This is a genomic window from Sporosarcina ureilytica (assembly GCF_001753205.1).
Classification (GTDB): domain Bacteria; phylum Bacillota; class Bacilli; order Bacillales_A; family Planococcaceae; genus Sporosarcina; species Sporosarcina ureilytica.
In genome coordinates this window covers 659,019-682,033 of the sequence record NZ_CP017560.1, presented here as the reverse complement: position 1 = coordinate 682,033, position 23,015 = coordinate 659,019, and the positions used below count along the sequence as shown (strand labels likewise).

At 41.7% G+C, this 23,015-nt stretch carries 24 protein-coding genes and 1 riboswitch; of the genes, 4 read left to right on the top strand and 20 right to left on the bottom strand.

The window, feature by feature from the left end; genetic code table 11:
- Window positions 1-40 precede the first annotated feature (40 nt).
- Window positions 41-1,381, bottom strand: a complete 1,341-nt coding sequence (locus BI350_RS03495) for an aldehyde dehydrogenase family protein (RefSeq protein ID WP_075526865.1) — start codon at window positions 1,379-1,381, stop codon at window positions 41-43.
- A gap of 241 nt (window positions 1,382-1,622) precedes the next feature.
- On the opposite strand from BI350_RS03495, the gene BI350_RS03490 reads away from it, so the two are divergent.
- Window positions 1,623-2,408 carry a helix-turn-helix domain-containing protein gene (locus tag BI350_RS03490; protein WP_075526864.1) on the top strand — a complete coding sequence of 262 codons (786 nt, stop codon included), beginning with the start codon at window positions 1,623-1,625 and terminating at the stop codon, window positions 2,406-2,408.
- Window positions 2,409-2,465: 57 nt separating this feature from the next.
- Here BI350_RS03490 and BI350_RS03485 read toward each other — a convergent pair whose 3' ends face one another.
- Window positions 2,466-3,299 carry an aminoglycoside 6-adenylyltransferase gene (locus BI350_RS03485; RefSeq protein WP_075526863.1) on the bottom strand — a complete coding sequence of 278 codons (834 nt, stop codon included), beginning with the start codon at window positions 3,297-3,299 and terminating at the stop codon, window positions 2,466-2,468.
- Window positions 3,300-3,431: 132 nt separating this feature from the next.
- On the opposite strand from BI350_RS03485, the gene BI350_RS03480 reads away from it, so the two are divergent.
- Entirely contained in the window at window positions 3,432-4,331 is a 900-nt protein-coding gene (locus BI350_RS03480) for a diacylglycerol/lipid kinase family protein (RefSeq protein ID WP_075526862.1), read from the top strand.
- Window positions 4,332-4,517: 186 nt separating this feature from the next.
- On the opposite strand, the gene BI350_RS03475 is transcribed toward BI350_RS03480, so the two are convergent.
- The 3 genes from BI350_RS03475 to BI350_RS03465 are packed head-to-tail and all read right to left on the bottom strand — an operon-like array spanning window position 4,518 to window position 6,753.
- Window positions 4,518-4,859 carry a zinc ribbon domain-containing protein YjdM gene (locus BI350_RS03475; RefSeq protein WP_075526861.1) on the bottom strand — a complete coding sequence of 114 codons (342 nt, stop codon included), beginning with the start codon at window positions 4,857-4,859 and terminating at the stop codon, window positions 4,518-4,520.
- A 34-nt stretch (window positions 4,860-4,893) separates the two neighbouring features.
- Window positions 4,894-6,228 carry an MATE family efflux transporter gene (locus BI350_RS03470; RefSeq protein ID WP_075526860.1) on the bottom strand — a complete coding sequence of 445 codons (1,335 nt, stop codon included), beginning with the start codon at window positions 6,226-6,228 and terminating at the stop codon, window positions 4,894-4,896.
- Window positions 6,229-6,231: 3 nt separating this feature from the next.
- Complete coding sequence (locus BI350_RS03465; protein ID WP_075526859.1) at window positions 6,232-6,753, bottom strand: methylated-DNA--[protein]-cysteine S-methyltransferase; 522 nt, start codon at window positions 6,751-6,753, stop codon at window positions 6,232-6,234.
- Between the two features lie 132 nt (window positions 6,754-6,885).
- A riboswitch (SAM riboswitch) is annotated at window positions 6,886-6,988 on the top strand.
- A gap of 74 nt (window positions 6,989-7,062) precedes the next feature.
- Here BI350_RS03465 and BI350_RS03460 point away from each other — a divergent pair.
- Window positions 7,063-8,193 (top strand): methionine biosynthesis PLP-dependent protein, encoded by a 1,131-nt coding sequence (locus BI350_RS03460; RefSeq protein ID WP_075526858.1) that lies wholly within the window; start codon window positions 7,063-7,065, stop codon window positions 8,191-8,193.
- Window positions 8,194-8,271: 78 nt separating this feature from the next.
- Here the strand turns inward: BI350_RS03460 and BI350_RS03455 are convergent, their stop codons facing one another.
- The 13 genes from BI350_RS03455 to BI350_RS03400 all read right to left on the bottom strand — a co-directional run bounded on the left by BI350_RS03455 (window position 8,272) and on the right by BI350_RS03400 (window position 20,164).
- Window positions 8,272-8,766, bottom strand: a complete 495-nt coding sequence (locus BI350_RS03455; protein ID WP_075526857.1) for a flavin reductase family protein — start codon at window positions 8,764-8,766, stop codon at window positions 8,272-8,274.
- 290 nt (window positions 8,767-9,056) lie between these two features.
- On the bottom strand, window positions 9,057-9,197 hold the full coding sequence (locus BI350_RS16830) for a sporulation histidine kinase inhibitor Sda (RefSeq protein ID WP_155767562.1): 141 nt from the start codon (window positions 9,195-9,197) through the stop codon (window positions 9,057-9,059).
- Between the two features lie 246 nt (window positions 9,198-9,443).
- Window positions 9,444-10,010, bottom strand: a complete 567-nt coding sequence (locus BI350_RS03450; protein ID WP_082294947.1) for an NADPH-dependent FMN reductase — start codon at window positions 10,008-10,010, stop codon at window positions 9,444-9,446.
- A gap of 162 nt (window positions 10,011-10,172) precedes the next feature.
- Window positions 10,173-11,387: an ABC transporter permease gene (locus tag BI350_RS03445; protein WP_075526856.1), complete on the bottom strand. Its 1,215-nt coding sequence runs from the start codon at window positions 11,385-11,387 to the stop codon at window positions 10,173-10,175.
- Window positions 11,384-12,064: an ABC transporter ATP-binding protein gene (locus BI350_RS03440; protein WP_075526855.1), complete on the bottom strand. Its 681-nt coding sequence runs from the start codon at window positions 12,062-12,064 to the stop codon at window positions 11,384-11,386. The genes BI350_RS03445 and BI350_RS03440 overlap by 4 nt, the downstream gene beginning before the upstream one ends.
- Complete coding sequence (locus BI350_RS03435) at window positions 12,048-13,241, bottom strand: efflux RND transporter periplasmic adaptor subunit (RefSeq protein ID WP_075526854.1); 1,194 nt, start codon at window positions 13,239-13,241, stop codon at window positions 12,048-12,050. Before BI350_RS03435 ends, BI350_RS03440 begins: the two co-directional genes overlap by 17 nt.
- Window positions 13,242-13,482: 241 nt before the next feature.
- Complete coding sequence (locus BI350_RS03430; RefSeq protein WP_075526853.1) at window positions 13,483-14,385, bottom strand: cation diffusion facilitator family transporter; 903 nt, start codon at window positions 14,383-14,385, stop codon at window positions 13,483-13,485.
- Window positions 14,386-14,580: 195 nt separating this feature from the next.
- Entirely contained in the window at window positions 14,581-15,924 is a 1,344-nt protein-coding gene (locus tag BI350_RS03425) for a sodium-dependent transporter (protein ID WP_075526852.1), read from the bottom strand.
- Between the two features lie 385 nt (window positions 15,925-16,309).
- Window positions 16,310-16,651 carry a MaoC family dehydratase gene (locus tag BI350_RS03420; RefSeq protein WP_075526851.1) on the bottom strand — a complete coding sequence of 114 codons (342 nt, stop codon included), beginning with the start codon at window positions 16,649-16,651 and terminating at the stop codon, window positions 16,310-16,312.
- The gene (locus tag BI350_RS03415; RefSeq protein ID WP_075526850.1) at window positions 16,648-17,043 is read right to left on the bottom strand and encodes an FAS1-like dehydratase domain-containing protein; all 396 of its coding nucleotides are present in this window, start codon (window positions 17,041-17,043) and stop codon (window positions 16,648-16,650) included. The genes BI350_RS03420 and BI350_RS03415 overlap by 4 nt, the downstream gene beginning before the upstream one ends.
- A complete protein-coding gene (locus BI350_RS03410) occupies window positions 17,040-18,080 on the bottom strand; it encodes an acetyl-CoA C-acyltransferase (protein WP_245698296.1) in 1,041 nt (346 codons plus the stop codon). The genes BI350_RS03415 and BI350_RS03410 overlap by 4 nt, the downstream gene beginning before the upstream one ends.
- Before the next feature lie 52 nt (window positions 18,081-18,132).
- Window positions 18,133-19,599, bottom strand: a complete 1,467-nt coding sequence (locus BI350_RS03405) for an AMP-binding protein (RefSeq protein WP_075526848.1) — start codon at window positions 19,597-19,599, stop codon at window positions 18,133-18,135.
- A gap of 13 nt (window positions 19,600-19,612) precedes the next feature.
- A complete protein-coding gene (locus BI350_RS03400; RefSeq protein WP_075526847.1) occupies window positions 19,613-20,164 on the bottom strand; it encodes a biotin transporter BioY in 552 nt (183 codons plus the stop codon).
- 111 nt (window positions 20,165-20,275) lie between these two features.
- Between BI350_RS03400 and BI350_RS03395 the strand changes: the two genes are divergently transcribed.
- Entirely contained in the window at window positions 20,276-21,217 is a 942-nt protein-coding gene (locus tag BI350_RS03395) for an LLM class oxidoreductase (protein WP_245698295.1), read from the top strand.
- Between the two features lie 72 nt (window positions 21,218-21,289).
- On the opposite strand, the gene BI350_RS03390 is transcribed toward BI350_RS03395, so the two are convergent.
- A complete protein-coding gene (locus tag BI350_RS03390) occupies window positions 21,290-22,669 on the bottom strand; it encodes an MBL fold metallo-hydrolase (protein WP_075526846.1) in 1,380 nt (459 codons plus the stop codon).
- A gap of 31 nt (window positions 22,670-22,700) precedes the next feature.
- Window positions 22,701-22,964 (bottom strand): hypothetical protein, encoded by a 264-nt coding sequence (locus tag BI350_RS03385; protein WP_075526845.1) that lies wholly within the window; start codon window positions 22,962-22,964, stop codon window positions 22,701-22,703.
- Window positions 22,965-23,015 lie beyond the last annotated feature (51 nt).

Below are 23,015 nucleotides of genomic sequence, written 5' to 3'. Positions count from 1 at the left end.
CTAATGCATCTTTATGACTACTTATATTGCATTCGACCTCTTAGCGCTCATAATGCGTCGCTACACGGCGAATATTTAATAAATGTTCAACACTAATATTATCTGTCGTACTACTTCCACCCGCAGTTCCACAACCTAGTGTTAAGGAAGGTGCTAGAAGTGTTGTCATGCCAATTCCGCCGAATGTCCCGCCTGTATTCACCATAATACGAGATGCGTTAATGGCTAATCCAAATGCTTCAATCTTCTGTTGATCTGTTGTATGCAACATTGCGGAATGTCCGAGCCCTTGGTTATTTAACAACTGGGTCACTCTTTCGATGCCTTCTTCCCAATTATTCACTGTGTACAGTGTAAGAATTGACGATAACTTTTCACCAGAATAAGGATTCTCTTTTGAAACGGTTGTTTGTTCTGCAACGAGCAATTTCGTATTTTCCGGTACATCGATTTCTGCTAACTGTGCAACAACGGATGCAGGTTTTCCGACAATTGCAGGATTCAATATGCCGTTTTCGCGTAAAATCACATTGCTCAATTGTTCTTGTTGCGCTTCATTTAAGAAATAAGCTCCTTTTTCTTTCAGCGTTTTGATCACTTCTTCTTTTACTGGCGCTTCCGCGATGATGGATTCCTCAGAAGTACAAATCATGCCGTAGTCAAATAGCTTACTTTCCATAATACGATCGATGGCTTGTGCAACGTCCGCTGTTTTTTCAATGAATGCTGGGCCATTTCCTGCTCCAACACCAATTGCAGGATTCCCTGAAGAATACGCAGCCTTTACCATTGCGCTACCGCCCGTCGCTAAAATTAACGCCGTATCTTCATGATGCATCATCCGCTCTGTTTCTTTTAAAGACGGTTGCTCAATCACTTGAATTAATCCTTCCGGCGCTCCTGCCTCCACTGCAGCCTTTTCAACACGACGAGCTGTTTCAACAATACTTTTCACTGCCGAAGGGTGAGGTGAAAAGACAATTGCATTTCTTGTTTTCAGTGCAATTAATGCCTTAAAAATAACAGTAGACGTTGGATTCGTCATCGGAATTAACGCTGCGATAACCCCCATCGGCATCCCGACTTCCATCACACCTTCTTCTTTGTCTTGTCGAAGGATCCCAACCGTACGCTTGTCTTTAATCGAATCATAAACTACTTGACTCGCAAATAAGTTTTTGGTCGTCTTGTCTGCTACATTTCCAAATCCTGTTTCTTCGTGTGCCATTTGTGCCAGTACTGATGCCGCTTCTGTTAATTCTGCTGCAATTGCACCGACAATCTGATCCACTTGTTCTTGATTATAGGTTTGATACTTTTCTTGCGCTATTTTCGCTTCGCTAATTAACACTTCTACTTCTGTACACTTAATTTGTGGCATGTCCATTCCTCCTCAGTATGCTGTCCCTCTATAGTAAAGCGCTTTAATCAGTGGACGTTAGGACTTTTTTAACTTGAATTAGTCTTTTCTTGCACTGCAAAGGCAAAAGTTTGTACAATTGTTCACAAACTTTCTTTTCACCAACTACATTTCCACTAACTATTTAAGTATAATGATAGGCATGCAGAAGAATTTGTTAACTTTATATCGTTCAGTATGTAATTAGAAATGAGGGATCAGTATGTGTAATGTTCTATTAGCAGTATCTAGCATAGAAGAACGACAGTTTTTAAAGAACATGATCACGACCCATTTTTTTAACCTTACTTTTTTACCTGATGTGATAGATAGCGAAGCAGCATATCGATTAGCGAAAGAAGTACAAATCGATATTTTGATTTTAGATTTAAGCGATTTTGCAAATTTTACGTTCGACTATAAAACAAAAATCATAAAAAAACAGCCCAATGTAAAAGTTATTTTATTGGATGACGAGAAAAATGCAGACCATTTACAAACCGCTTTGCGTTGTGGTGTGATTGATTACTTAGTAAAACCTTTGAAACTGGAAGAATGTCAAACGGCGATTCACCGTGCCATCGTCTCATTGAACCAAGTTTCATTGTTACATGTTGATCATTCTACCGCGGAAAATGAAAAAGGGAAAAACGTCCATAAAATGATTCAATATATTCATCAACATTACAATGAAAAATTATCTTTGGAACAACTCGCTACACTTATGCATCTTCATCCATGTTATGTCAGCCGCTCCTTTACGGAAATCGTCGGCATGTCATTTGTACAGTATTTACAATACTATCGAGTTGAGCAAGCGAAAAAGAAATTACAATTCACCCACTTACCAATTTCCGAGATTGCTGAACTAGTCGGCTACTCAAATTCAACCTATTTTAGTAGAGTGTTTAAAAGAACAACGACCTACACACCCAATCAATATAGACAGACATTCGAAGGCCATCATGTGCCGACGGACTTTCAACATGTCCAGGAGTTTATTGATTAAATAGTAGAAAATAAAAACAATCGCCCTCCATGGAGACGATTGTTTTTATCTCATTCCTCATAATACTTTTCTAATAATATTCTCCACCCAAGCTCGATCTTCATCCAGTCCAACTTTGGCGCATAAAGATTGATGCACCTTTTTAAAAGCTTCAACTACTTTTGGCACGACTATAATCATGTGATCGGGATTGCGGCTGCTATCCCAACTTGCCAACGCATCCAACTGCCAACTTTGCAATGGACTACGACGACCTTCGATTTTTGCCCAATCTCCTAATGCGTTCGGCTGGATCCCTGCGTCCATATACCAACCCATCGCCATGAATAAACGCAGAGAATCTAAGCAGTTCAGCGCATAATAGTATTCCGAGCGCATTATTCCCCGATACCATTCATGCAGATAGGCAAAAAACTTCGTGCGCCATAAATCGATCTCTTTAACGGACGGTTTATAGGTTAATTGACGAGATTTCGCAATAATATCGACCAACATCCCGCTTGAATCATAAAAAACTTCAATATTCCGCAGCCAAAAAGAAGGTAGAATGTCTTTTAGCCGATAATAAAATATATCAACTTTGACGAATTGTTCATAATGGGCCGTACTATAATTTGCATGAGGAACTTCTTCGAAAAAAAGAACATTCCCCCATCGACCGGCACGGTTTTGTTTATTTGCCCAGAACTGGTCAAACGCTTCATCGGCTACAACGATTCGAAGATCTATAGTTGAGTACTGATCAGCATCCCCATTGCCAATCGAGCCGCCGTAAAAGACCGCCAAGATGCCTGGATCACCAGCTAAATCTTGCTCGATTGCTTCTTTAATTTCCTGGCGACATAATGAAATCCTTGCATCTCTTTGTACATGTTTAGATGGGTCCATCATTCTTATCCCCCTCCTTTTCTATCGAAATATGAAGGTTTTTATATTTTAGTATACCCGCGTTAACTAAATATTGTTACACTATTAATAAGAATGAGTCTTTTACAGGGAGTTTTAAAGAGAAAGGAGGATATTATGTTCATCTTTATTATTAATTCGTCTTCTGGTAATGGAAAAGCGACTACTTTTTGGCGAAGTTTGGAGAAGAAACTGCATACGGAAAATGTACCATTTAAGAAGCTCGTGAGTACATCAACAAATGAAACAAGACATTTTGTTAGTCATGCATTAAAAACTAATCAAGTGCGGGCTGTCGGCGTAATTGGCGGGGACGGGACAATTAGTTCAGTCATACAGGAACTTGCGAATACATCGATTCCACTCGCTATATTTCCGGCAGGTTCGGGAAATGACACCGCAAGAATGTTCAATCTGACGAATTGTCCAGAACAATTTATTCAAGGAATCCTTCATGGAAAAACAACTTGTATCGATTTACTGCAGTTGAATGATCGTTTCGGCATCACCGTTGCGGGAGTTGGCATTGATACGACGATAGAAGAAAAAGTTAAACATGCATCTTACCTGCCATTTTTTAATAAGCTCGGATTGGTTTCACTCGCCTACCTAATTGCTTCAATCGGAACTGCACTTACCTTTAAACCCTTTAACGCCAAAATAACAATTGACCATCAAAAACAATTCGTCCATCACGCTTGGTTAATCGTTTGTGGCAATACCACTTCGTATGGCGGCGGATTAAAGATTTGTCCAGATGCAAATCCGACAGACGGGCAATTCAATCTCACCATGTTTCACGGGATTAACCGCTTTAAAGCAATGACTCGCATCTTTCCTGCTTTATTAACCGGAAAACCTATTCGGAAAAACGGAATTACATACTCGGTTGGAAAAGAGCTCACAATTTCAACAGATAGACTAATTCCAGTTATTTTTGATGGAGAAATCATTCAAGCGATGCCGCTACATATTAAAATCCAGCCACATGCACTGCAATTACTTCTAACAACATAAGGCTTTCTACACTTGGAACTAACATGTAGAAAGCCTTTAAAATAATAAAGAACCTAAATTGCGTCAAGTCTTGGAATTAACTCCGCTCCATAAACATAGCTATGTGCAGAGATTTCCTCAATTAATACGCGCAACACAAAAAGCGCCCATTATTGATCAAGAAAATTCAACAATGGACGCTATGCATTATAATTTTTTCACAAACTCTGTTTTCAACTGCATTGCACCAATGCCATCGATTTTACAGTCGATGTCATGGTCTCCTTCGATGAGGCGAATCCCTTTTACTTTTGTTCCTTTTTTAACGACGAGGGAACTTCCCTTTACTTTCAGGTCTTTAATGACTGTGACCGTATCGCCGTCTACTAAGATATTCCCATGCGCATCTTTAAAGACTCTTTCCTCTTCAGCTGGTTCATTTTCTTCCCCCAATGTCCATTCATGCGCACATTCTGGACAAACAATGAGGTTGCCGTCTTCATACGTATACTCCGACTGACACTTCGGGCAATTTGGTAATTCGTTCATAATAGTATTCCTCCAATTTCTTCATTCATCATCTTTAATTTATCACTTTCGCGCGTCTCCAACGACCAAAACGATAATATAAAAATGCAAAAAGACTACTGATGACAAAGCTTATGCCAATCCCTAAAGCAATCCCCTTTTCACCGTAAATCGATGACATCGTATACGTGAGCGGGAAACGCAAAATCCAAAACGAAATGATATTCAAAATGAGCACTTGGAACATGGCGCCCGCTGCACGAACCGCTCCATTTAAAATAAAGTTGATACCTAAAAACGGATAGAAGAAAGCAACCATTTTCAAATACTTCGTGCCAAATTCAACTGCGTCTGGTGCTTGGATAAATAAACGAATGCCATAAGTCGCAAATAAAAACATAATAGAAGCTAAAACAATCATAACACCTAAATTATAAATGAATCCATAAAACGTAATTTTATGCACACGTTCCCATTTATTCGCGCCAATATTTTGCCCAGCCATACTATTCACGGCTACGCCAAGCGCCTGTGCCGGCAGCATAATTAAATTATCCAACCGTTGGGACGCCCCGTACCCTGCAACAACCGGCGCACCAAACGAGGCGACGACACTCATAATGGCCATGGAACCTGCTGAGATGACACTCATTTGAAGCCCTGCTGGAATGCCAAGCTTCAAAATACTCCCCACTTCTTGTTTTGATGGCAACGAAGGCTTTGAAAAAGGAACGAGTTTTTTCGTGATTGTGAAATAAACACCAAGACCAAATGCCACACCTTGAGAAAGAATTGTTGCATAGGCCGCGCCTTCAATTCCCCAGCCGAACACGCTAATAAACACGGGATCTAAAATTGTATTTAAAATGACGGCTGTTAATACAAAATACAGAGGTGTTTTTGAATCACCTACTGAGCGATAGACCGTTCCAATGAAATTATAGCCAAATAAAAACAACATCCCGATGAAATTAATTTTCAAATAAGCAGACGCCATCGGAACCATTGTTTCCGGCGTACCGAGCCATCGTAAAACATGTTCTGACAAGACATATCCGGCGATACCTAATGAAATCGACATCAATGTAAGCATGACGACAAAGGCATTTAAGTATCGTTTGAGTCCTTCTTCGCTCCCTTTCCCTTTTTGTTGGGATAAAATCGTCAAAGCGGCGTTGTTTAAACCGATGACAAAGGATAGGACCGTAAAAACGATAGTACCTGAAATCGCCACAGCCCCAAGTGCATCCGCACCGATTAAATTTCCAATCCACAAACTATCAATAAACTGATAAGAGATTTGCAGTAGATTCGTCAAAATAATTGGTGCTGAAAAAATGAACAGCTGTTTAACAATATTCCCTTCCGTAAAGTCATGTTGTTTTGCCATGTCCTACTCCCCTCTTGTACCTCCCGACCGCTCTAATTTAAGCAATTGTTCTTTCATCGTCAAACCTGCACGAAAACCACCTAGTTTACCATCTTTCGTCATCACCCGGTGACACGGAACGACAATTAAGACTGGATTCGCACCAATGGCTCCCCCAACCGCACGAACCGCCTTTGGTTTCTGAAGGCGTTCAGCAACGTCCGTATAAGAAATCGTGTCTCCATAAGGAATCGTTTGCAAGACTTCCCAAACACTTTGCTGAAAAGGTGTCCCATACAAATCAAGTTGGCCTGTAAAAGTTTTACCTTTTCCATCTATCGTAGCACGTAGTTCATTTGCATAAGGCGCAATGATCTCCTGATTTTCTTCCAAAAGTGCATTGCGAATACGCTTCGCCGCCCAATTGGAGAGCTCTTCAAAAGGTGCATCCGGCGTTCCGATGTAACATAATCCTTTTTCTGTGGCAGCCATATACATGGACCATTCCGCAAGCTGCACCTTCGACCAATAAACCGTTTGTTTCATATGTACGCCCCCCATTCCTATCTTTAATTTATAATCATTTTACATGTTTAATAGAATCTCTGCTTGTTTAATTAATCAAGTCGTGATAGCATAAATATAAATCTATATTTTCCAATAATTTAATATTTTCATTTCTTATCAAGAGAGACAGAGGGATTGGCCCGATGAAGTCTCAGCAACCAGCCATACGGCATTGGTGCTAATTCCAAAAGGTGTGTCGCCTTGAAGATAAGAAGATTGACTTCGTGATGATTGGGAGCACTCTTCTTATAGAGCGCTCTTTTTATTTTAGCAAAGGAAGGGATATTAATGAAAAACAATCAGTTAGCCACTCAACTTGTCCAATTAGGAAATCGCAGTGATGCCAAAACAGGTGCGGTCAGTGCCCCAATTTATTTATCGACAGCTTTTGAACATACCGGCATTGGAGAATCCACGGGTTATGATTATTCGCGAACCAAAAATCCTACGCGTGCCCTTTTAGAAGAAGGCATCGCCAATTTAGAAAGTGGTGATGCAGGGTTTGCCTGTAGCTCCGGTATGGCCGCCATTCAGCTCGTACTGTCATTGTTTCGTTCGGGCGATGAACTCATTGTACCTGAAGATATTTACGGCGGCACATACCGTTTACTCGATGATTACGCAGATTTGTATTCAATTCAAACGACCTATACTGATTTTGCTAGTGTTGCCGAGGTAGAAGCATGTATTACGCCAAAAACAAAAGCGCTATTTATTGAAACCCCAACAAATCCACTTATGGAAACGATTGACATTCAAGCGTACGCGGCACTTGCTGAAAAGTATCAGTTACTCCTTATCGTAGACAATACGTTTCTCACGCCGTATTTCCAAAGACCGATTGAACTTGGTGCACATATTGTTTTACACAGTGCAACCAAATATATTGGCGGTCATAATGATGTACTCGCAGGACTCGTTGTTGCCAAAGGGGATGCACTTTGCCAGCAATTAGGCGCGAATCATAATACGATTGGTGCAGTTCTTTCCCCTACGGATGCCTGGCTAACGATTCGGGGGCTGAAAACGCTCCATTTAAGAATGAAACAACATGATAAAAATGCAAAAGAAATTGTGGCTTATTTAAAAACAGAGCCACTTGTGAAAGATGTGTTATATGCGGGGCAAGGCGGGATGGTATCGTTTCGTCTTCAAAAAAGCGAGTGGGTCAATCCCTTTCTGCAAAATCTAAAACTCATTACTTTCGCCGAAAGTCTTGGTGGCGTTGAAAGTTTCATCACGTATCCAACTACACAAACCCATATGAGCATGCCGGAAGAAGACCGATTACGTCGCGGGGTTTGTAATAAACTACTGCGTTTTTCTGTCGGCATAGAAGATTGCGATGATCTAATCGCGGATTTGAAACAAGTCTTTGCGAAATTAAAACGCAATGCCTATCAACAAACGGCTCGTTAATTCGCAAGCTTCGTTTTGCTTGAAAAATAAAAAGCCGTCCAACCAGTCAAATAGACACGCGTTGGACGGCTTTGAAAATTAAGATTGTGGATAAAACGTTTCAGGAATTTGGCCAAAAGTACGTTTATGATAGAGAAGAGGATTTTTGTCATTGTTTTGGATATCTACTACTTCACCGATCATAATTGTATGGTCGCCAGCTTCCACTTTCTGATGAACTTTACATTGTAAAGTAGCTAATGAATCTTTCAGAACTGGTAAGCTTAATTCTGACTTTTCCCACTCACATTGTGCAAATCGATCTGCAACACGACTTGCGAATAACTGACAGATATCTCCTTGATCAGCGGCTAAAATATTCACTGAGAAACGCTCGACTTTTAAAAAGTCATCATAGGAACCTGCATTTTTATCAATTGACCATAAAATAAGCAAAGGATCTAGCGATACAGAAGCAAATGAGTTTACCGTTAATCCCATCGGCTCATTTTGTTCGTTGAATGCTGTTACGACAGTGACGCCCGTTGGATAATTCCCCATAACGGATTTGAAACTTTCTATCTTGTTGTCCATGATTCAAACCTCCATCATTATCTATCATCTATTATAGCGTACATGAAAATCGGCCCGTTGTGTCAATAAAATGCTTATTTTCGAATAAACCGACAACACCTTGTCAACTGAACGCACATCTTGTCATTATTCTACTATACGGAGTTTATCCAAGAGACGTTCCGATTTGTGAAAAACAAACGTGCAAGGTTGCGGTTTACACATTAGCCTTCATACGTCTGTACACAGAAAAAGGTTATTCCATATATCGCTTTAGAACAACCTTTTCCTGAATAGTACGGCTACTTCCTTTATTTTTCTCTGCCTTTATACATATAGATTTGGCGTCGTTTGAGTGCTGATTCTAGTAGTTGAATAAAATTAGGATCAAGCCCTAATTTCTTAGCCTGAAAATATGCCTTAATAAGTTCTTCATCTGTTAGACTTCTCATGATGATGTACCGGAGTTCCCCTTTCTGGACGATTGTCAATGTCAGACAACGAGATAGTCCCGACATTGATAAACCTGTTATACCCAGCCCCATGAGGCTTGAAACAGGAAATATTTGGTATATACTAGAAATCAAAATAAAGGCGAGTAGTTAAACAATATTAAAAAAAGCACACCAGTGATGTGCTTTTTTGCTTGTTATTTAACCTGAATCTATAGTCGATACGATTAAGGTAATCTGATTAAATTATGCAATTACTGTTGCTTTTGTTTCATTATAAAAAGCTACAAAGTTTTCGACGACTTGGTCCAGGAAAGCAATTGTTGCCTCGTCTGTTAATTCGCCTGCTTCGTTTATTTTCTCATGGATTGAACCGATATACACTTCGTTTCCTGGTAAAATCTTCGGTGCTAAAGCTGGGTTTGATAAGATTTCACGCAAGTGTAGTTGTGCGCGAACACTTCCTAAAACACCCATTGATGAACCAACAATGAATGCAGGTTTTCCACTTAACAAGAAGTCACCGCCGCGTGATAACCAATCAATTGCATTTTTCAAAGGTGCCGGAATGGAGAAGTTATATTCTGGAACTGCAAATAGGACTGCATCGGAATCTTTAATTTCCGCTTTAAAATCTACTACATCATCTGATGGACTGTTTTCATTGTCGACTCCGTACATTTCCAAATTGTTTAAGAAAACAGGTGTGATTTCTAATTTATCCGCATAACGTTGTCTCATATATTCAACTAGCTTTAAGTTAAATGAAGTGGAACTAGTACTCCCGATAATTGCCTTTACTTTAATTGCCATGTTATAAAACTCCCTTTTCTATTTTTATATGATTTCTCGAAAAACTATCTTGAATTCATACTAATTAATAGTATGCAATATTTTTTTGGAAAAGGGAATTATATTGCTTGGAAGATATAAAACGACTTGCCCACCGTCTGTTTGGCGGGCAAATCGTTTTATTTATTCATAACGTAACGCGTCAATTGGACTCAGTTTGGATGCTTTATTTGCGGGCAATACACCAAAGATAACGCCGATAAAAGCTGAGAATAGAAATCCAATTAAAACAACGACTGGACTAATGATTGCATCGAAAGGTAATAATTGAGAAGCTATGAAAGTCGCCGCCGCTGCAAAACCAATGCCAATGAGGCCGCCTAAGGATGTTAACGTAACCGATTCGATTAAAAACTGAAGTAAGATTCTCCCTCTTGTCGCCCCTAACGCTTTTCTCAAACCAATTTCGCGGGTTCGTTCAGTAACTGAGACGAGCATAATGTTCATAACCCCAATCCCACCGACTAATAATGAAATTCCGGCGATGCTGCCGATAAACAATGTGATCGTTGTGTAAAATCCTTCGAGCTCTGCCTCATATTCGGAGAAGTCATTGATCATATACATGCCGTCTTCTATTTGTTTATTTTCCGTTAAAGTGTCGGCAACTAATTGACCTGTCTCTGTCACGTTGTCCGGTGAATCTGCAATGACAGAAACCTGTTCCACTTCCCGACTGCCATACATCATCGACACGAGCATTCTCGGCATTAAGACTTCACCACTCATAAAATCATCATACTGAAGCCATTCTTCTGGTATGGTCGACTTGTAAACACCGACAACTTTATACGGATTATCTTGTATGTCAATAATTTCACCGATAACTTCTTCATCGTCTGCAAAAAAGTATTCTCGCGTCACTGAATCAATAAGGACAACACGATTCACCCCTTCGCTATCCCGTACGTTAAACGGTCTGCCTTCCAGCATTTGAAGGTCTTTTGCAACCATGTAATTTTCGTCAATCCCTGTAATCGTCACTTCAGCCTGTTGTTCATTATGCGCAAGCATCCCCCAGCCTTGGTTTGTGCCAATAATTGACTTCACGCCGGGTAAGTCCTCAAGTAAGGTTAAATCTTCTCCGGATAAAGGAGGTTCATTCCAAAAAAAATCTTGTTCATCTTCTGAATATATTGGTGCGTAGTGCAATTCGATCGCATTTTTGTCTGTGCTGAATACGTCTTCCGCAATTTGTTTCTTTGCACCTTCTCCAATCGCAACGATGATAATGACCGCGCCGACACCGATAATAATCCCTAACATCGTCAAAATCGAACGGATTTTATGATTCCAAATCGAGGAGAGCGCTATTTTAAAACTTTCCCAAATACTCACGCTGTCTGCCCCCGATCGTCGATGATCAACCCATCTTTTAATGTAATGACTCGATTCGCATAGGCCGCAATTTCTTCTTCATGCGTGACGATAATGACCGTTTTTCCTTCCTCGTTTAATTCAACTAGAAGGTCCATAATTTGTGCACTCGTCTTCGAATCTAATGCGCCTGTTGGTTCATCAGCTAAGATAATTGTCGGGTTATTCACAAGTGCACGCGCGATCGCAACCCGTTGCTTTTGACCGCCTGATAACTCATTTGGTAAATGAGTCATTCGATCAGCCAACCCCACTTTTTCTAACATTTCCTTCGCCCGTTCTGTACGCTCCCGTTTTGGAACGTTGGCATAACTAAGTGGAGACTCTACGTTTTTAAGTGCATTGAGACGCGGCAATAAGAAAAACTGTTGAAAGACAAAGCCGACATGCTCGTTTCGTAATTTCGCCAATTGATTCTCTTTCACCGCCCCGATTTCTTCTCCGTTCAACTCGTACGTCCCGGCCGTTGAATGGTCTAAAAATCCGATAATATTCATTAACGTCGATTTTCCAGACCCCGACGGCCCCATAATCGCGACAAACTCTCCGTCCTCAATTTCCAAATCAATGCCATGCAGGACCGGCACTTGTAAGGAGCCACTTCCATAGACTTTCTTTATATCACTCAACTTCATCATAGAAAGTCACTTCCATTCCGTCATGCATACTTTCATCTGGCATGATGACGATCAATTCCCCATCCGCAACCCCTTCAACGATGCCAATGAATTCATCATTCATTTCACCCAATTGCACGTTCCGTTTTTCCAAGAACCCATCGACGAGCACGTAGACGCACTCTAGCCCTTCTTCATCGATTGTCAAAGCCATATGTGGAATCGCAAGCGCTTTTTCATCCCCAGACACATTCACTTCTAATGACACATGAAAACCTTGACGAAGTTCGGATGTATCATCGGTAATGGCTACTTTAAAAGGATACATCGTCACATTCCCCCCACCGCCGAAGTCATCCATACCGCCTTCTTCATCCGGAAAATGAGAAACCGATTCAACAACACCGTTCCACTCACGGTCTTTAAACACTTTTGGACGAATCGTGACAGCTTGTCCGGGTTGAATTTTCACCGTATCAAATTCACTCATCGTGCCAATGACTTTGTAAGGTTCACTGGAAATGATGTGAATGACCGGGACATTTGTGCCTGCCTCCGTTTTTTCAACGTTTTTATTAACTTTCACAATAATGCCATCAATTTTACTCACAACAGTCATACTTTGTTTCGTCGCCGCCAACTCGTTAATGAGTTCTTGCGCAGACGCTAATTCGTCTTTTGTATCTTCAACATTCATTTCGCTTTGGATTTTTTCTTTAGAAAGTAAATTGATGTCTTCTTCTGTATATTCTTCATCTCCATTTTTTACTTTCTTCCTTACTTCTCCGATTCGCTTTTCAATTGTGGCGATTTCATTTTGCTCTATTTTTAATCTGTTTTGGATTAAATCCCTTGAACGTACAGCTTTATTATACTCAGCATCCACTTTGGACGCGTCATATGTAAATAACGGTTCCCCAGCAACCACTTGTTGATTTTCCTCGACTAAATATTCATGAACCTCACCGTTTTCTGGGTCTAAAAATACTTTTTGCTCCTCTTCAGGAATCACTTTCCCCGTGACAAGGATGGACTCCCCTAACTTTTGTTCACTTACTTTTTGGACGAGGATCCCTGCGTCTTCAAAGTCAGCGCCAAGTTCATTTGTAGTTTTCATGAAAATTAAAAATAACCCCGCTGTTGATATCACGATTAGGCCTACAATGCTTAAAACCCAAATCCACACCTTCTTTTTCATTTGACTTCCCCCTAAGTTATCTCTTTCTTTAAACAGTACATTTTCCCACAATATCCTTTCATTTTTTTCATTTTTCATCCTTATATATAACGTTTTTCCTATCCATTTAGTTTCATTAATTTACCAATTTTTCAAATAAATAAAATTCACCTTCAATCACCCAATTTTAATTCCCAAATTGTACACAAAAATGACCTTTCATCAGTTTTATTGATGAAAGGTCTTGATAGATTGCACACCATTATTCCTCTTTTTCATACCACGGATTTAAATGAATGAGCACTTCATCCACATCTTCATACTCTTCCATAATCGTTTGCTTGATTTTACGGATAATATCGTGCCCTTCTTGGATGGTTAACGTCCCGTCCACACCTATCCGCAGATCGACCAAAACATAATGGCCGTGTTCTCTAGCGCGGAGTCGGTCAATTCTTTTCACTTCTGGAACCGATTGTATTAGCTCTGTAAAACTGTCCAATCGTTCTTGTTCTACACTTTTTTCCATCAATGTATCGAGCGCTTCTTTCCCCATGCCATAAGCAAGTTTGAAGACTAAAATCGTGACAATGATGCCGGCAATTGGATCCCCGTAAGATAAGATTGTAATCCCATAATGATCACCGACAAGTGCGAGTCCAATTCCTGCAACTGCGGCTAGTGATGCATACACATCCGCCAAATGGTCATAAGCCGTCGCGATTAACCCTTTACTATTGACCCTTTTACCAATTCGAATCGTATACACGTATAACACTTGTTTTGCGACAAGTGACACAATTGCTGTAATAAACGCAATAATACTCGCCTTTTCCGGTTCCGCAAAGAAAGCTGAAATCGACTCATAGGCAATATAAACTGCAGCCAACCCTAAAATAATCGCCACAATCGCAGCACTAATCACTTCCGCTTTTCCGTGTCCATATGGGTGGTCCTCATCCGCCGGGCGCTGAGAAATCCGCATCGACGTCAATGCAGCGCCACTCGCCACAACGTCCCCCGCATTATGATAACCATCTGCAAGCAATACCGGACTATGGAATAGCGTTCCAACAACAATCTTTACGATCGTCAGTACAATATTGCTAATTAAACTAATCCAACCCGCGAGAATCGGTGCCCGATCATGGAATTCTTGCATCATTTATTAGCCCCCTTTAAAAAATTCTTTCCCTTAGGCAACAAAAACCCCTGACCGTCACCAGTCAAGGGTTTTATGGTAATTGTATGTGTTGTCAATCAATAAAGAACGATTCATCTCGTCACCTACTATAGCATTCGCTTCTTTTTATTGTACCATTAAATCATGCGTATCGTGAGAAATACGAACATTGAATTGTCAAATGAAGCCGAGCATATTTAAAAACACAATCGCAATCGTAAATGGGACAATCCACTTCATTAGGAGCCGCCAAGTCATATAAAGCGAAGGCGAGCCATTCGTATTCAAATAAAATTCTTCTTTCACAAGCTTCTCATCCATTTTATGAACAATAAACAGCGCAATTAGAAAACTGCCAAATGGAAGAAGAAGATTACTCACGAGGTAGTCTGTCCCATCGAAGATACTTTTATTAAAAATAGTAAATGAAGAAAGACTGCTCGATGATAAAGCCGATGGAATCGCAGCGATAAAGATGACAACGCCCGCCATCCAAGTCACCCATTTACGTGAACGTTTACCGCTCTCAGTTGCAGCGGCCACGACAATTTCATATAAGCTAAATGAGGACGTCAACGTCGCGAATAAAAATAACAATAAAAATAACGCCAAAAATACTTCCCCTAAAGGAATTTGAGAAAATATGGATGGTAACACGATAAATAACAAACCAGGTCCTTCTGCCGGTTCATAACCAAATGCGAATACCACTGGAAAAATCGCAAGCCCCGCAAGCAAGGATACGAATATATTTAAACCAACGACTGTGCCCGCGGAAGATGGCAAGCTGACATCTTTCTTCAAATAAGAGCTGTATGTCACCATACAAGAAAATCCAACAGCTAACGAGAAAAACGATTGACCTAATGCGTACAATAACGATTCACCCGTGATGCTCGAAAAGTCAGGCGCCAAGAAAAATTTCACGCCTTCCCACGCACCGTCAAACGTTAAGGCGCGGATGACCAGAATGACAAAGAAGATAAATAATAAGGGCATCATATATTTATTCGCTTTTTCAATGCCTGCTTGAATGCCCGACGACACCACAAAAATGTTCGCCAATGTAAACGCGAGCAAGCCGACTATGGTAATCCAAGGCGTCCCAATGACAGTTTCAAACAACACTGGATAATCCGCCCCGCCGCCAATCACCTTTCCAAAAACAGACATCACACTGTAGACAAGCACCCAACCGCCGACAACGCTATAAAAGGACAATAATAAAAAACACCCGACAACGCCGAGCCTTCCAATCCAAACCGCCAAACTATCCGGAGCAAGTTTTTTATACGCGCTAATCGCTTCCTTGCCTGCCCCTCTTCCGATAATAAACTCCGATATTAGCATCGGCAGACCAATTAGGACTGTAAACGCAACAAATATAAGGAAGAATGCGCCACCGCCACTCATTCCAGTGACATACGGAAATTTCCAAATAGCACCCAATCCGATGGCTGCCCCAGCGGAAGATAAAATAAACCCTAACTTAGAGGACCACTGTTCTGTTTTCTCTTTCAAACCTATCCCCCCTGTTATCAATGGTATGCGAGCATTCACATCAAAACGTTCAATTTTAATCTAATAGTTTATTTTAACATCCTTAATGCTTTTTAATCAATCAATTGGATGAAGTTCTGTTTTCTCCATTTATTTGGTTTTTTTAGCTAGGGGAGGGGGGAGTTCGCGTGGGATGGTGCGGAATTCAAAAGGCCGGGCGCGGAGTTCGAGAGCCGTTAGGAGGAATTCACGATGAGGAGCAGAGTTCACGGGGGATTGCGCGGAATTCAAAAGGTCAGGCGCGGAGTTCGAGAGCGGTTGCGAGGGATACACCAAACATCCCAAAAGCTCAGCAGAAAAGATTTGAAGGCAAAAGAAAACCGCCAGTCATCAAAACTGGCGGCCTCTATACCGAAACAATTCCCCTCACAACAAGCTCCCCCCGACAAATCCCACTAACACGGTATTCCTTTCCTTTAGGAACGACTTGCACCGTGACAATATCATCCACATAAACGGGGGCTAAAAAAGTAAATTCATAGCTTTCCATGAATTGATGTGGCTCTAAAAATTCATTCACCACGATGCTCACCATTTTCGCCATCGTTAGCATCCCATGTGCGATTTCCCCGGAAAAACCGGCCGCTTTTGCAGACTTTTCATTTAGATGAATCGGATTTCGGTCATGTGACACGTCGGCATAACGTTCAATATCGCCTCTAGTTACTTGAAATTGAAACGCCGTCATGTTGCATCACCTACCACAAGATGCGACGTCCCTTGAAAACAAAGTTCGCCGGACGTATCGTAAATCGATAAAGTTTCTTCACGAAACGAATAGGACTTTCTCGAAACAACATTCGTAAGCGTGATATTGCCCGTATATGCTTCGTCAATAAACATCCGCCGAAAAGTAGAACATCCTTGTTTCCGATGAATCATGACACCGCCTTGTTCCCAAGGAATCGTAAACAATCGATACATCATCAGCGGCATCGTCGGTGGAAGTGGAATCGTTTGGAATCCGTGCGATTTCGCATAGTCCCCACAGGTGTATAATTTATTTTCCTCGCCAATTGCTTCACAATAAGTAAGCACATCTTCTTTCGTGAAGACAATCGATTCTGTCGATGTTTTCACTGAATCACCTCGAATAAAACAGCAAGTCCGACGCCGCCAGCGCTGCCAATTGCCGCAAGCACATACCGGACATCCTTCCTTCTTTGCACTTCATAAAATAGTCGAGTCACAAGTATCGCTCCTGAAGCACCGTATGGATGACCTGTCGTCAACGCACCGCCCGAGACATTCAACTTTTCAGTTGGAATTGTTAATTCATCTTGACAAGCAATGATTTTGGACGCAAATGCTTCATTGATCTCAATTAAATCAATATCAGCCATCGTCAATTGATTGCGCGCCAATAGTTTTGTAATCGCCGGAACTGGGGAGATGCCCGGATAATTCGGATGAATCCCGCTCACTTCGCTATCTTGAAAACGAAGAATTGGTTGCATGCCGAGTTCATTCGCCAGCTGCTCTTCCTTCACAACGACGGCCGCCGCCCCGTCATGAATGCCACAACTGTTGGCCGCTGTCACCGTTCCATTTCCCAAATCAAAAATTGGCTTCGCACGGTTTACAATGCGCGCCATATCTCGTTTTTTCCGAAAAACTTCATCATGTATCAAGCCATTACAGGCAATGATTTCTTCAGTATAGAAGCCTGCATCATATGCCGCCCAACTTCGCCTGTAACTTTCCAAGGCGTAGTCATCTTGCACAGCTTTCGTCATGCTATACTTTTGGGCAACGTTTTCCGCGCCAACCCCCATGTCCGGATCTCCTAGATGCGTCGGCGCAAATTGGGCACGTTTAGGAAATGGCGACGTACTCGCACTTTCCACCCCACCCGCAATATAGCAATCCCCTGCCCCTCCTTGAATAAATAGGGAAGCCGTTCGAATCGCTTCAAGCCCCGCACTACATTGCCGGTCAATCGTCATGCCCGGTATCGATAACGGAAGTCCAGCTTCCAAAGCTGATAAACGAGCGATATTCCCGCCAGGACCAACAACATTGCCCAAAACGACTTCGTTAATCCGCCCTTCAATGTCGGTGGATAAACTTTGAAGCAACGGCGCAACCAACTTATGAGGAGGAACATCTTTAAACATGCCACCTTCCCTGCCGATAGGTGTTCGTTTCGCTCTCACAATCACTGCACGTTTAATGTTGACCCACCTCCGCCGGTAAAAGCTTTTCTAACGCATGACGTGCAATTTTTCCACTCGTCGTATAGTCGAATTCCTCAACAAAATGCCATTTCTTCGGCACTTTAAAGGTCGATAATTGATCACGACAAAGCTTTCTCAATTCGCACTTGGACACATCTCCTTGAATAAATGCAACCGGAACTTGTCCCCAGTAACGATTTTCAACACCTATGACTGCGGCTTCTGTGATATCCGGATGCGAAAGCAACACCGCTTCCACTTCTTCGGGATAAACATTTTCCCCGCCGCAAATGATCATATTTTTTTCACGGCCAACCAAATAAAGGAACCCCTCATCGTCCAAATAGCCCAAGTCATCAACTGTGACCCAGCCATCCTGATCTTGAAGTGTTTGTAAAATGTCCGTATTAGGTTGAACATAACCCGCAAAAAGCAATGGACTTTTCACATAGATTTTTCCAATCATACCGTTTTTAACTTCATTTCCGTTGGCATCTCGGATCTCGAGACGAACACCATCACAAGCCTTTCCAACAGACATAGGCTTTTCCTGATTCCACGTATCATGTGAATAGGTAACGAAACTTAATTCGCTTGCCCCGTAAAATTCATACATCGTCATGTTTGGAAACTGCTCGCGAATTTTATTTTTCGATGCTTCATTCCATTTGGCGCCAGAAGAAATGATTTTGATTGGCCGTTTCATTTGAATACTTTGCGCGGCGATGGCTTCATTCATCGTCGGCACTGTATAAATCACCGTTATAGGCAAACGTTGCATCCAATCCAATACGTTGCGTGGTGAAAATGTAGGTTGTAAATACACTGTCCCGCCCAAATACAACGTGCAAATCGCACCGTATAAAAAATGAGAATGAACGAGTGCCCCTGGAATGAGTACATGGTCTGTTCCGGACAGTCCTAAGTTATTTCGGCTACTCGAAAAACTTTTAATCCACGACTGATGATGACGGACAAATGCTTTTGGTACGCCAGTCGTTCCCGATGTAAAACCCATATAAAATAACGTTTTTTCATCGGCCTGTGCTTGCATCACCGACTCCGCATCCAGAATGTCTTCCGCAACCTCTTCCCAAATCAAAACCTCATCATGACTCAACCTATAACGTTGCGCCAAAGCCTTCGTTGTCATAACAATCGATGGCTTTGCTAACGCTAGACGCTGTTCAAGTTCGCTACGCTTCCATTTCATATCGAGCGGAACAGCAATTAAACCCGCCGCCGATGCACCCGCAAACAACTGTAAAAAAGGAATGCCATTTGGTAATAAAATACCGACCTTCCCTCCTTTACCGACTATGCCAGTTAACCAATTCGCAGTTTTATGAATACGTTCTTGCCAATCGCGATAGTTAATTGCCTCATTTTCAGTATAAACCGCGATTTTTTCTGGATGGTTTTTGACATGCATTTCATATGTACTCGTAATAAAAGTCATGAAATCACCTCAATTAACTCGGCAACATTCTCCGATTAAAGACTGGGTATTTTTGTAAATTAACAATTAAGAAAGAAGCAATCGTTGCTTTGATAATGTCTCCAGGTAAAAATAGTAAACTAGCTTTCGCAACATCTAACACACCAAGGTCCATGACAAAGGCTTGTACAGGGACACCAATTAAGTAGATTGCAAAAATACCGACCGTCAAATTTAATGGCAAAACGTTGCCTAGACGAATTTTACGAAAACGTGACTGAATCGTACCGATTAAAAACGCCGTAATTGGCCAAGAAAGTAAGTAACCTGCACTCGGACCAACAAAAACCCCTAATCCACCGCGTCCACCTGACAACAACGGCATGCCCGTTGCAACAATTAACAAAAATACAATTTGACTCATCGCCCCTAAACGAGCGCCTAATATACCCCCAGCTAAAATAACGCCTAACGTTTGTAACGTAATTGGCACGGGCATAACCCCAATGGGAATTGGCGGCATTAAGCCTAAAACCCCCATCACCGCTGCAAATAATGCGACATATGTTAAATCCCTTACATTCATACTTTCCCCCACCAATCTATTACGATAATATTCACAATAATACGGTGAACGAGCATTTGTGTCAACTGTTTTTCTGGTGGAGTTAACTAGAAGAAAGGTAGGCGCGAGTTCGTGCCAGTCACTCAAACAAACATGTATTTCACAACATTCACGTTTATTGCGATTAACTCGATAGTTTGGGTGACTGGCACCTTATTAGACGAGCAAATTCGATTAGCAAAGCTTGCTGAAAAACAGCAATTCGCTTCTTTATTCGTCCGGGATGTGCCGTTAAATGATCCAACTTTTGGAGATGCAGGGCAAATGTATGACCCTTGGGTATATCTGAGTCATATTGCTGCACATACAAGTGACATTGCGCTAGGTACCGCAAGTGCGATCACGTCTTTCCAGCATCCATTAAACCTTGCTAAATCTGCCGCTTCCTTTGATAGAATATCAGGGGAGAGACTATTACTCGGCCTTGCAACGGGAGATCGTCCAATCGAATTTAATGTTTTTGGTGTGGACCGTGAAAATAGAGCTGAATTATTCCAAGAAACTTTTTATGCAGCAAAGAAAGCTTGGTCAACATCTTACCCAACAATCAATACAGAACGTGTATCACTAAATGGCGAAGCGGATATTTTACCAAAACCGACGTTAAAAGATATCCCAACATTTGTCACAGGACGTTCGGGGCAATCACTTGAGTGGATTGCGAAAAACGGTGACGGATGGATTGGGTACCCGCGCGGAATCCATGAACAAGCTAAAATCATCCGCGACTGGAGAGCATTCACGGATGAATTCAAACCGTTCACACAATCTCTTTACATCGATTTATTGGAAGACCCGGACGCTGATCCGACGCCAATCCACTTAGGCTTCAGAAGCGGCCATCGATTTTTAATTGAATTTTTAAAAGGTCTAGAAGCGGTTGGTGTCAACCATGTCATTATCGCGCTCAAATTTGCAACAAGACCCATGGAAGATGTGCTTCAGGAGTTAGGCGAATACGTCCTCCCGCATTTTCCTGCCTTGCAAATTCAAAGCAATCACACACAACAATAGAAAAAAGGGAACGGGTCGTCTTAGACGCACCTGTTCCCTCTCTTCCTATTTTCACATCTAATTTAAAGTTCCCTAAATCCCTAAAGCGTTGTACCCACCCTCAAGTTGCGCGACATCCTCGAAACCGCGTGCTTTTAAAACAGTTGCAGCAATTGCGGATCTCACACCACTTTGACAATGAATGAGCAGTTTTTTCTGCGCTGGCATTTCAGTCGTACGTAATTTCCCAAGAAACAGATGGTTCGCTTCTTCTAAATGACCGTCATGCCACTCAGCATCGTTTCTCACATCCACTACAAATGTATTCGCTGCTTTCATTTCCTCCATAAATGCCTCAACAGACAGTGTGTCATAGGATTGCAATGTCAACCCTTCCAGTGCGATTGGATCGACAATCGCGACAATATGATCCAATCCGATAGACTGTAATGCAATCACGACTTTTTCATGATTTTCTTCCTCTGCAATTAAAAGCAATTGCTCATCGTATTTCGCAAGCCAGCCCGCCCAGTTCGTAAATGATTTATTGAAAGGAATGTTGATGGATCCTGGTACAAGGGTTTTCTCCACAACAGCAGCCGCTCTTGTATCAATGACAAGGGTATTGTCCCCAGCCATTGCAGCTTCAAATGATGCCGTATCTAACAGCACATCGATGTCTTCATGCTTTAAAACAGCAGGACCAACCTTGTTTAGCTTTTTCATTTCTGCAAAATAAACAGGTGCTTCTGGCTGTTCTTTCAACAAATCCTTTACGAACAATTCTTCATCGTCAAACTGAAGTGCCCAGTTGAATTGTTTTTCGTAGCCTACTGTTGAAATCGGAACAGACCCAAGTGACTTTCCGCAAGCAGAACCTGCACCATGGCCCGGCCAGACGACTAAATGATCTGGTAACTCTTTAAAGCGTTCAATCGATTTGAACATATCACGCGCCCCGCTATCAGCCGTTCCCATAATGCCTGCCGCCTCTTCCAATAAATCCGGACGTCCTACATCGCCAACAAAAACGAAGTCTCCAGTGAAAATCCCCATCGGACCTGTCGCACCACCACCACGATCCGTTAAGATAAACGAAATACTCTCCGGGGTATGTCCTGGCGTATGCCATACTTCAAAGTCGATGTTCCCGACAGAAAATGTAGCTCCCTCTTTCACCAATTCCACATCGATGCCTTCTGTATATTCATACTTCCAGTTTTTATCCCCTTCATCAGACAAATACAATTTCGCGCCATGTTCAACAGCGAGCTGACGTGCACCCGAAATATAATCTGCATGAATATGTGTATCCGCTGCGGCTGTCACACGTAAACCTTCCTCTTTCGCAATAGCTAAAATATGATCAAACTCACGTGGAGGGTCAATAATCACCGCATCACCTGTTCTCTGACAACCTACCAAATAAGCATTTTGCGCCAAGTTTTGATCTGTGAATGATTTGTAAAACATTTTCTTTCCGCCTCCAATTTAGTTGATTTTTTTATGTTAAACCAAATATACCATAGGGGGTATACCTTTGCAAGTAGTCAGTCTCGTGCCAGTCACCCAAACAAACATGAATTTCACGATATCCACGTTTATTGCGATTAACATGAATGTTTGGCTCGCCATATGCCATCCACAAAAAATAACCGTAAACGTCTGATTCGCAACGTTTACGGTTATCTTTCTGTTGAGCCCCACTAGCAATCACAGTAAATTCTCCACCTATTTTCTTCAATAAAATATAAATGTAAACAAACAAAACAACTCCTGCGGCTAGAAAGAAAACTAAATGCCCCAGTAACTAGATAAG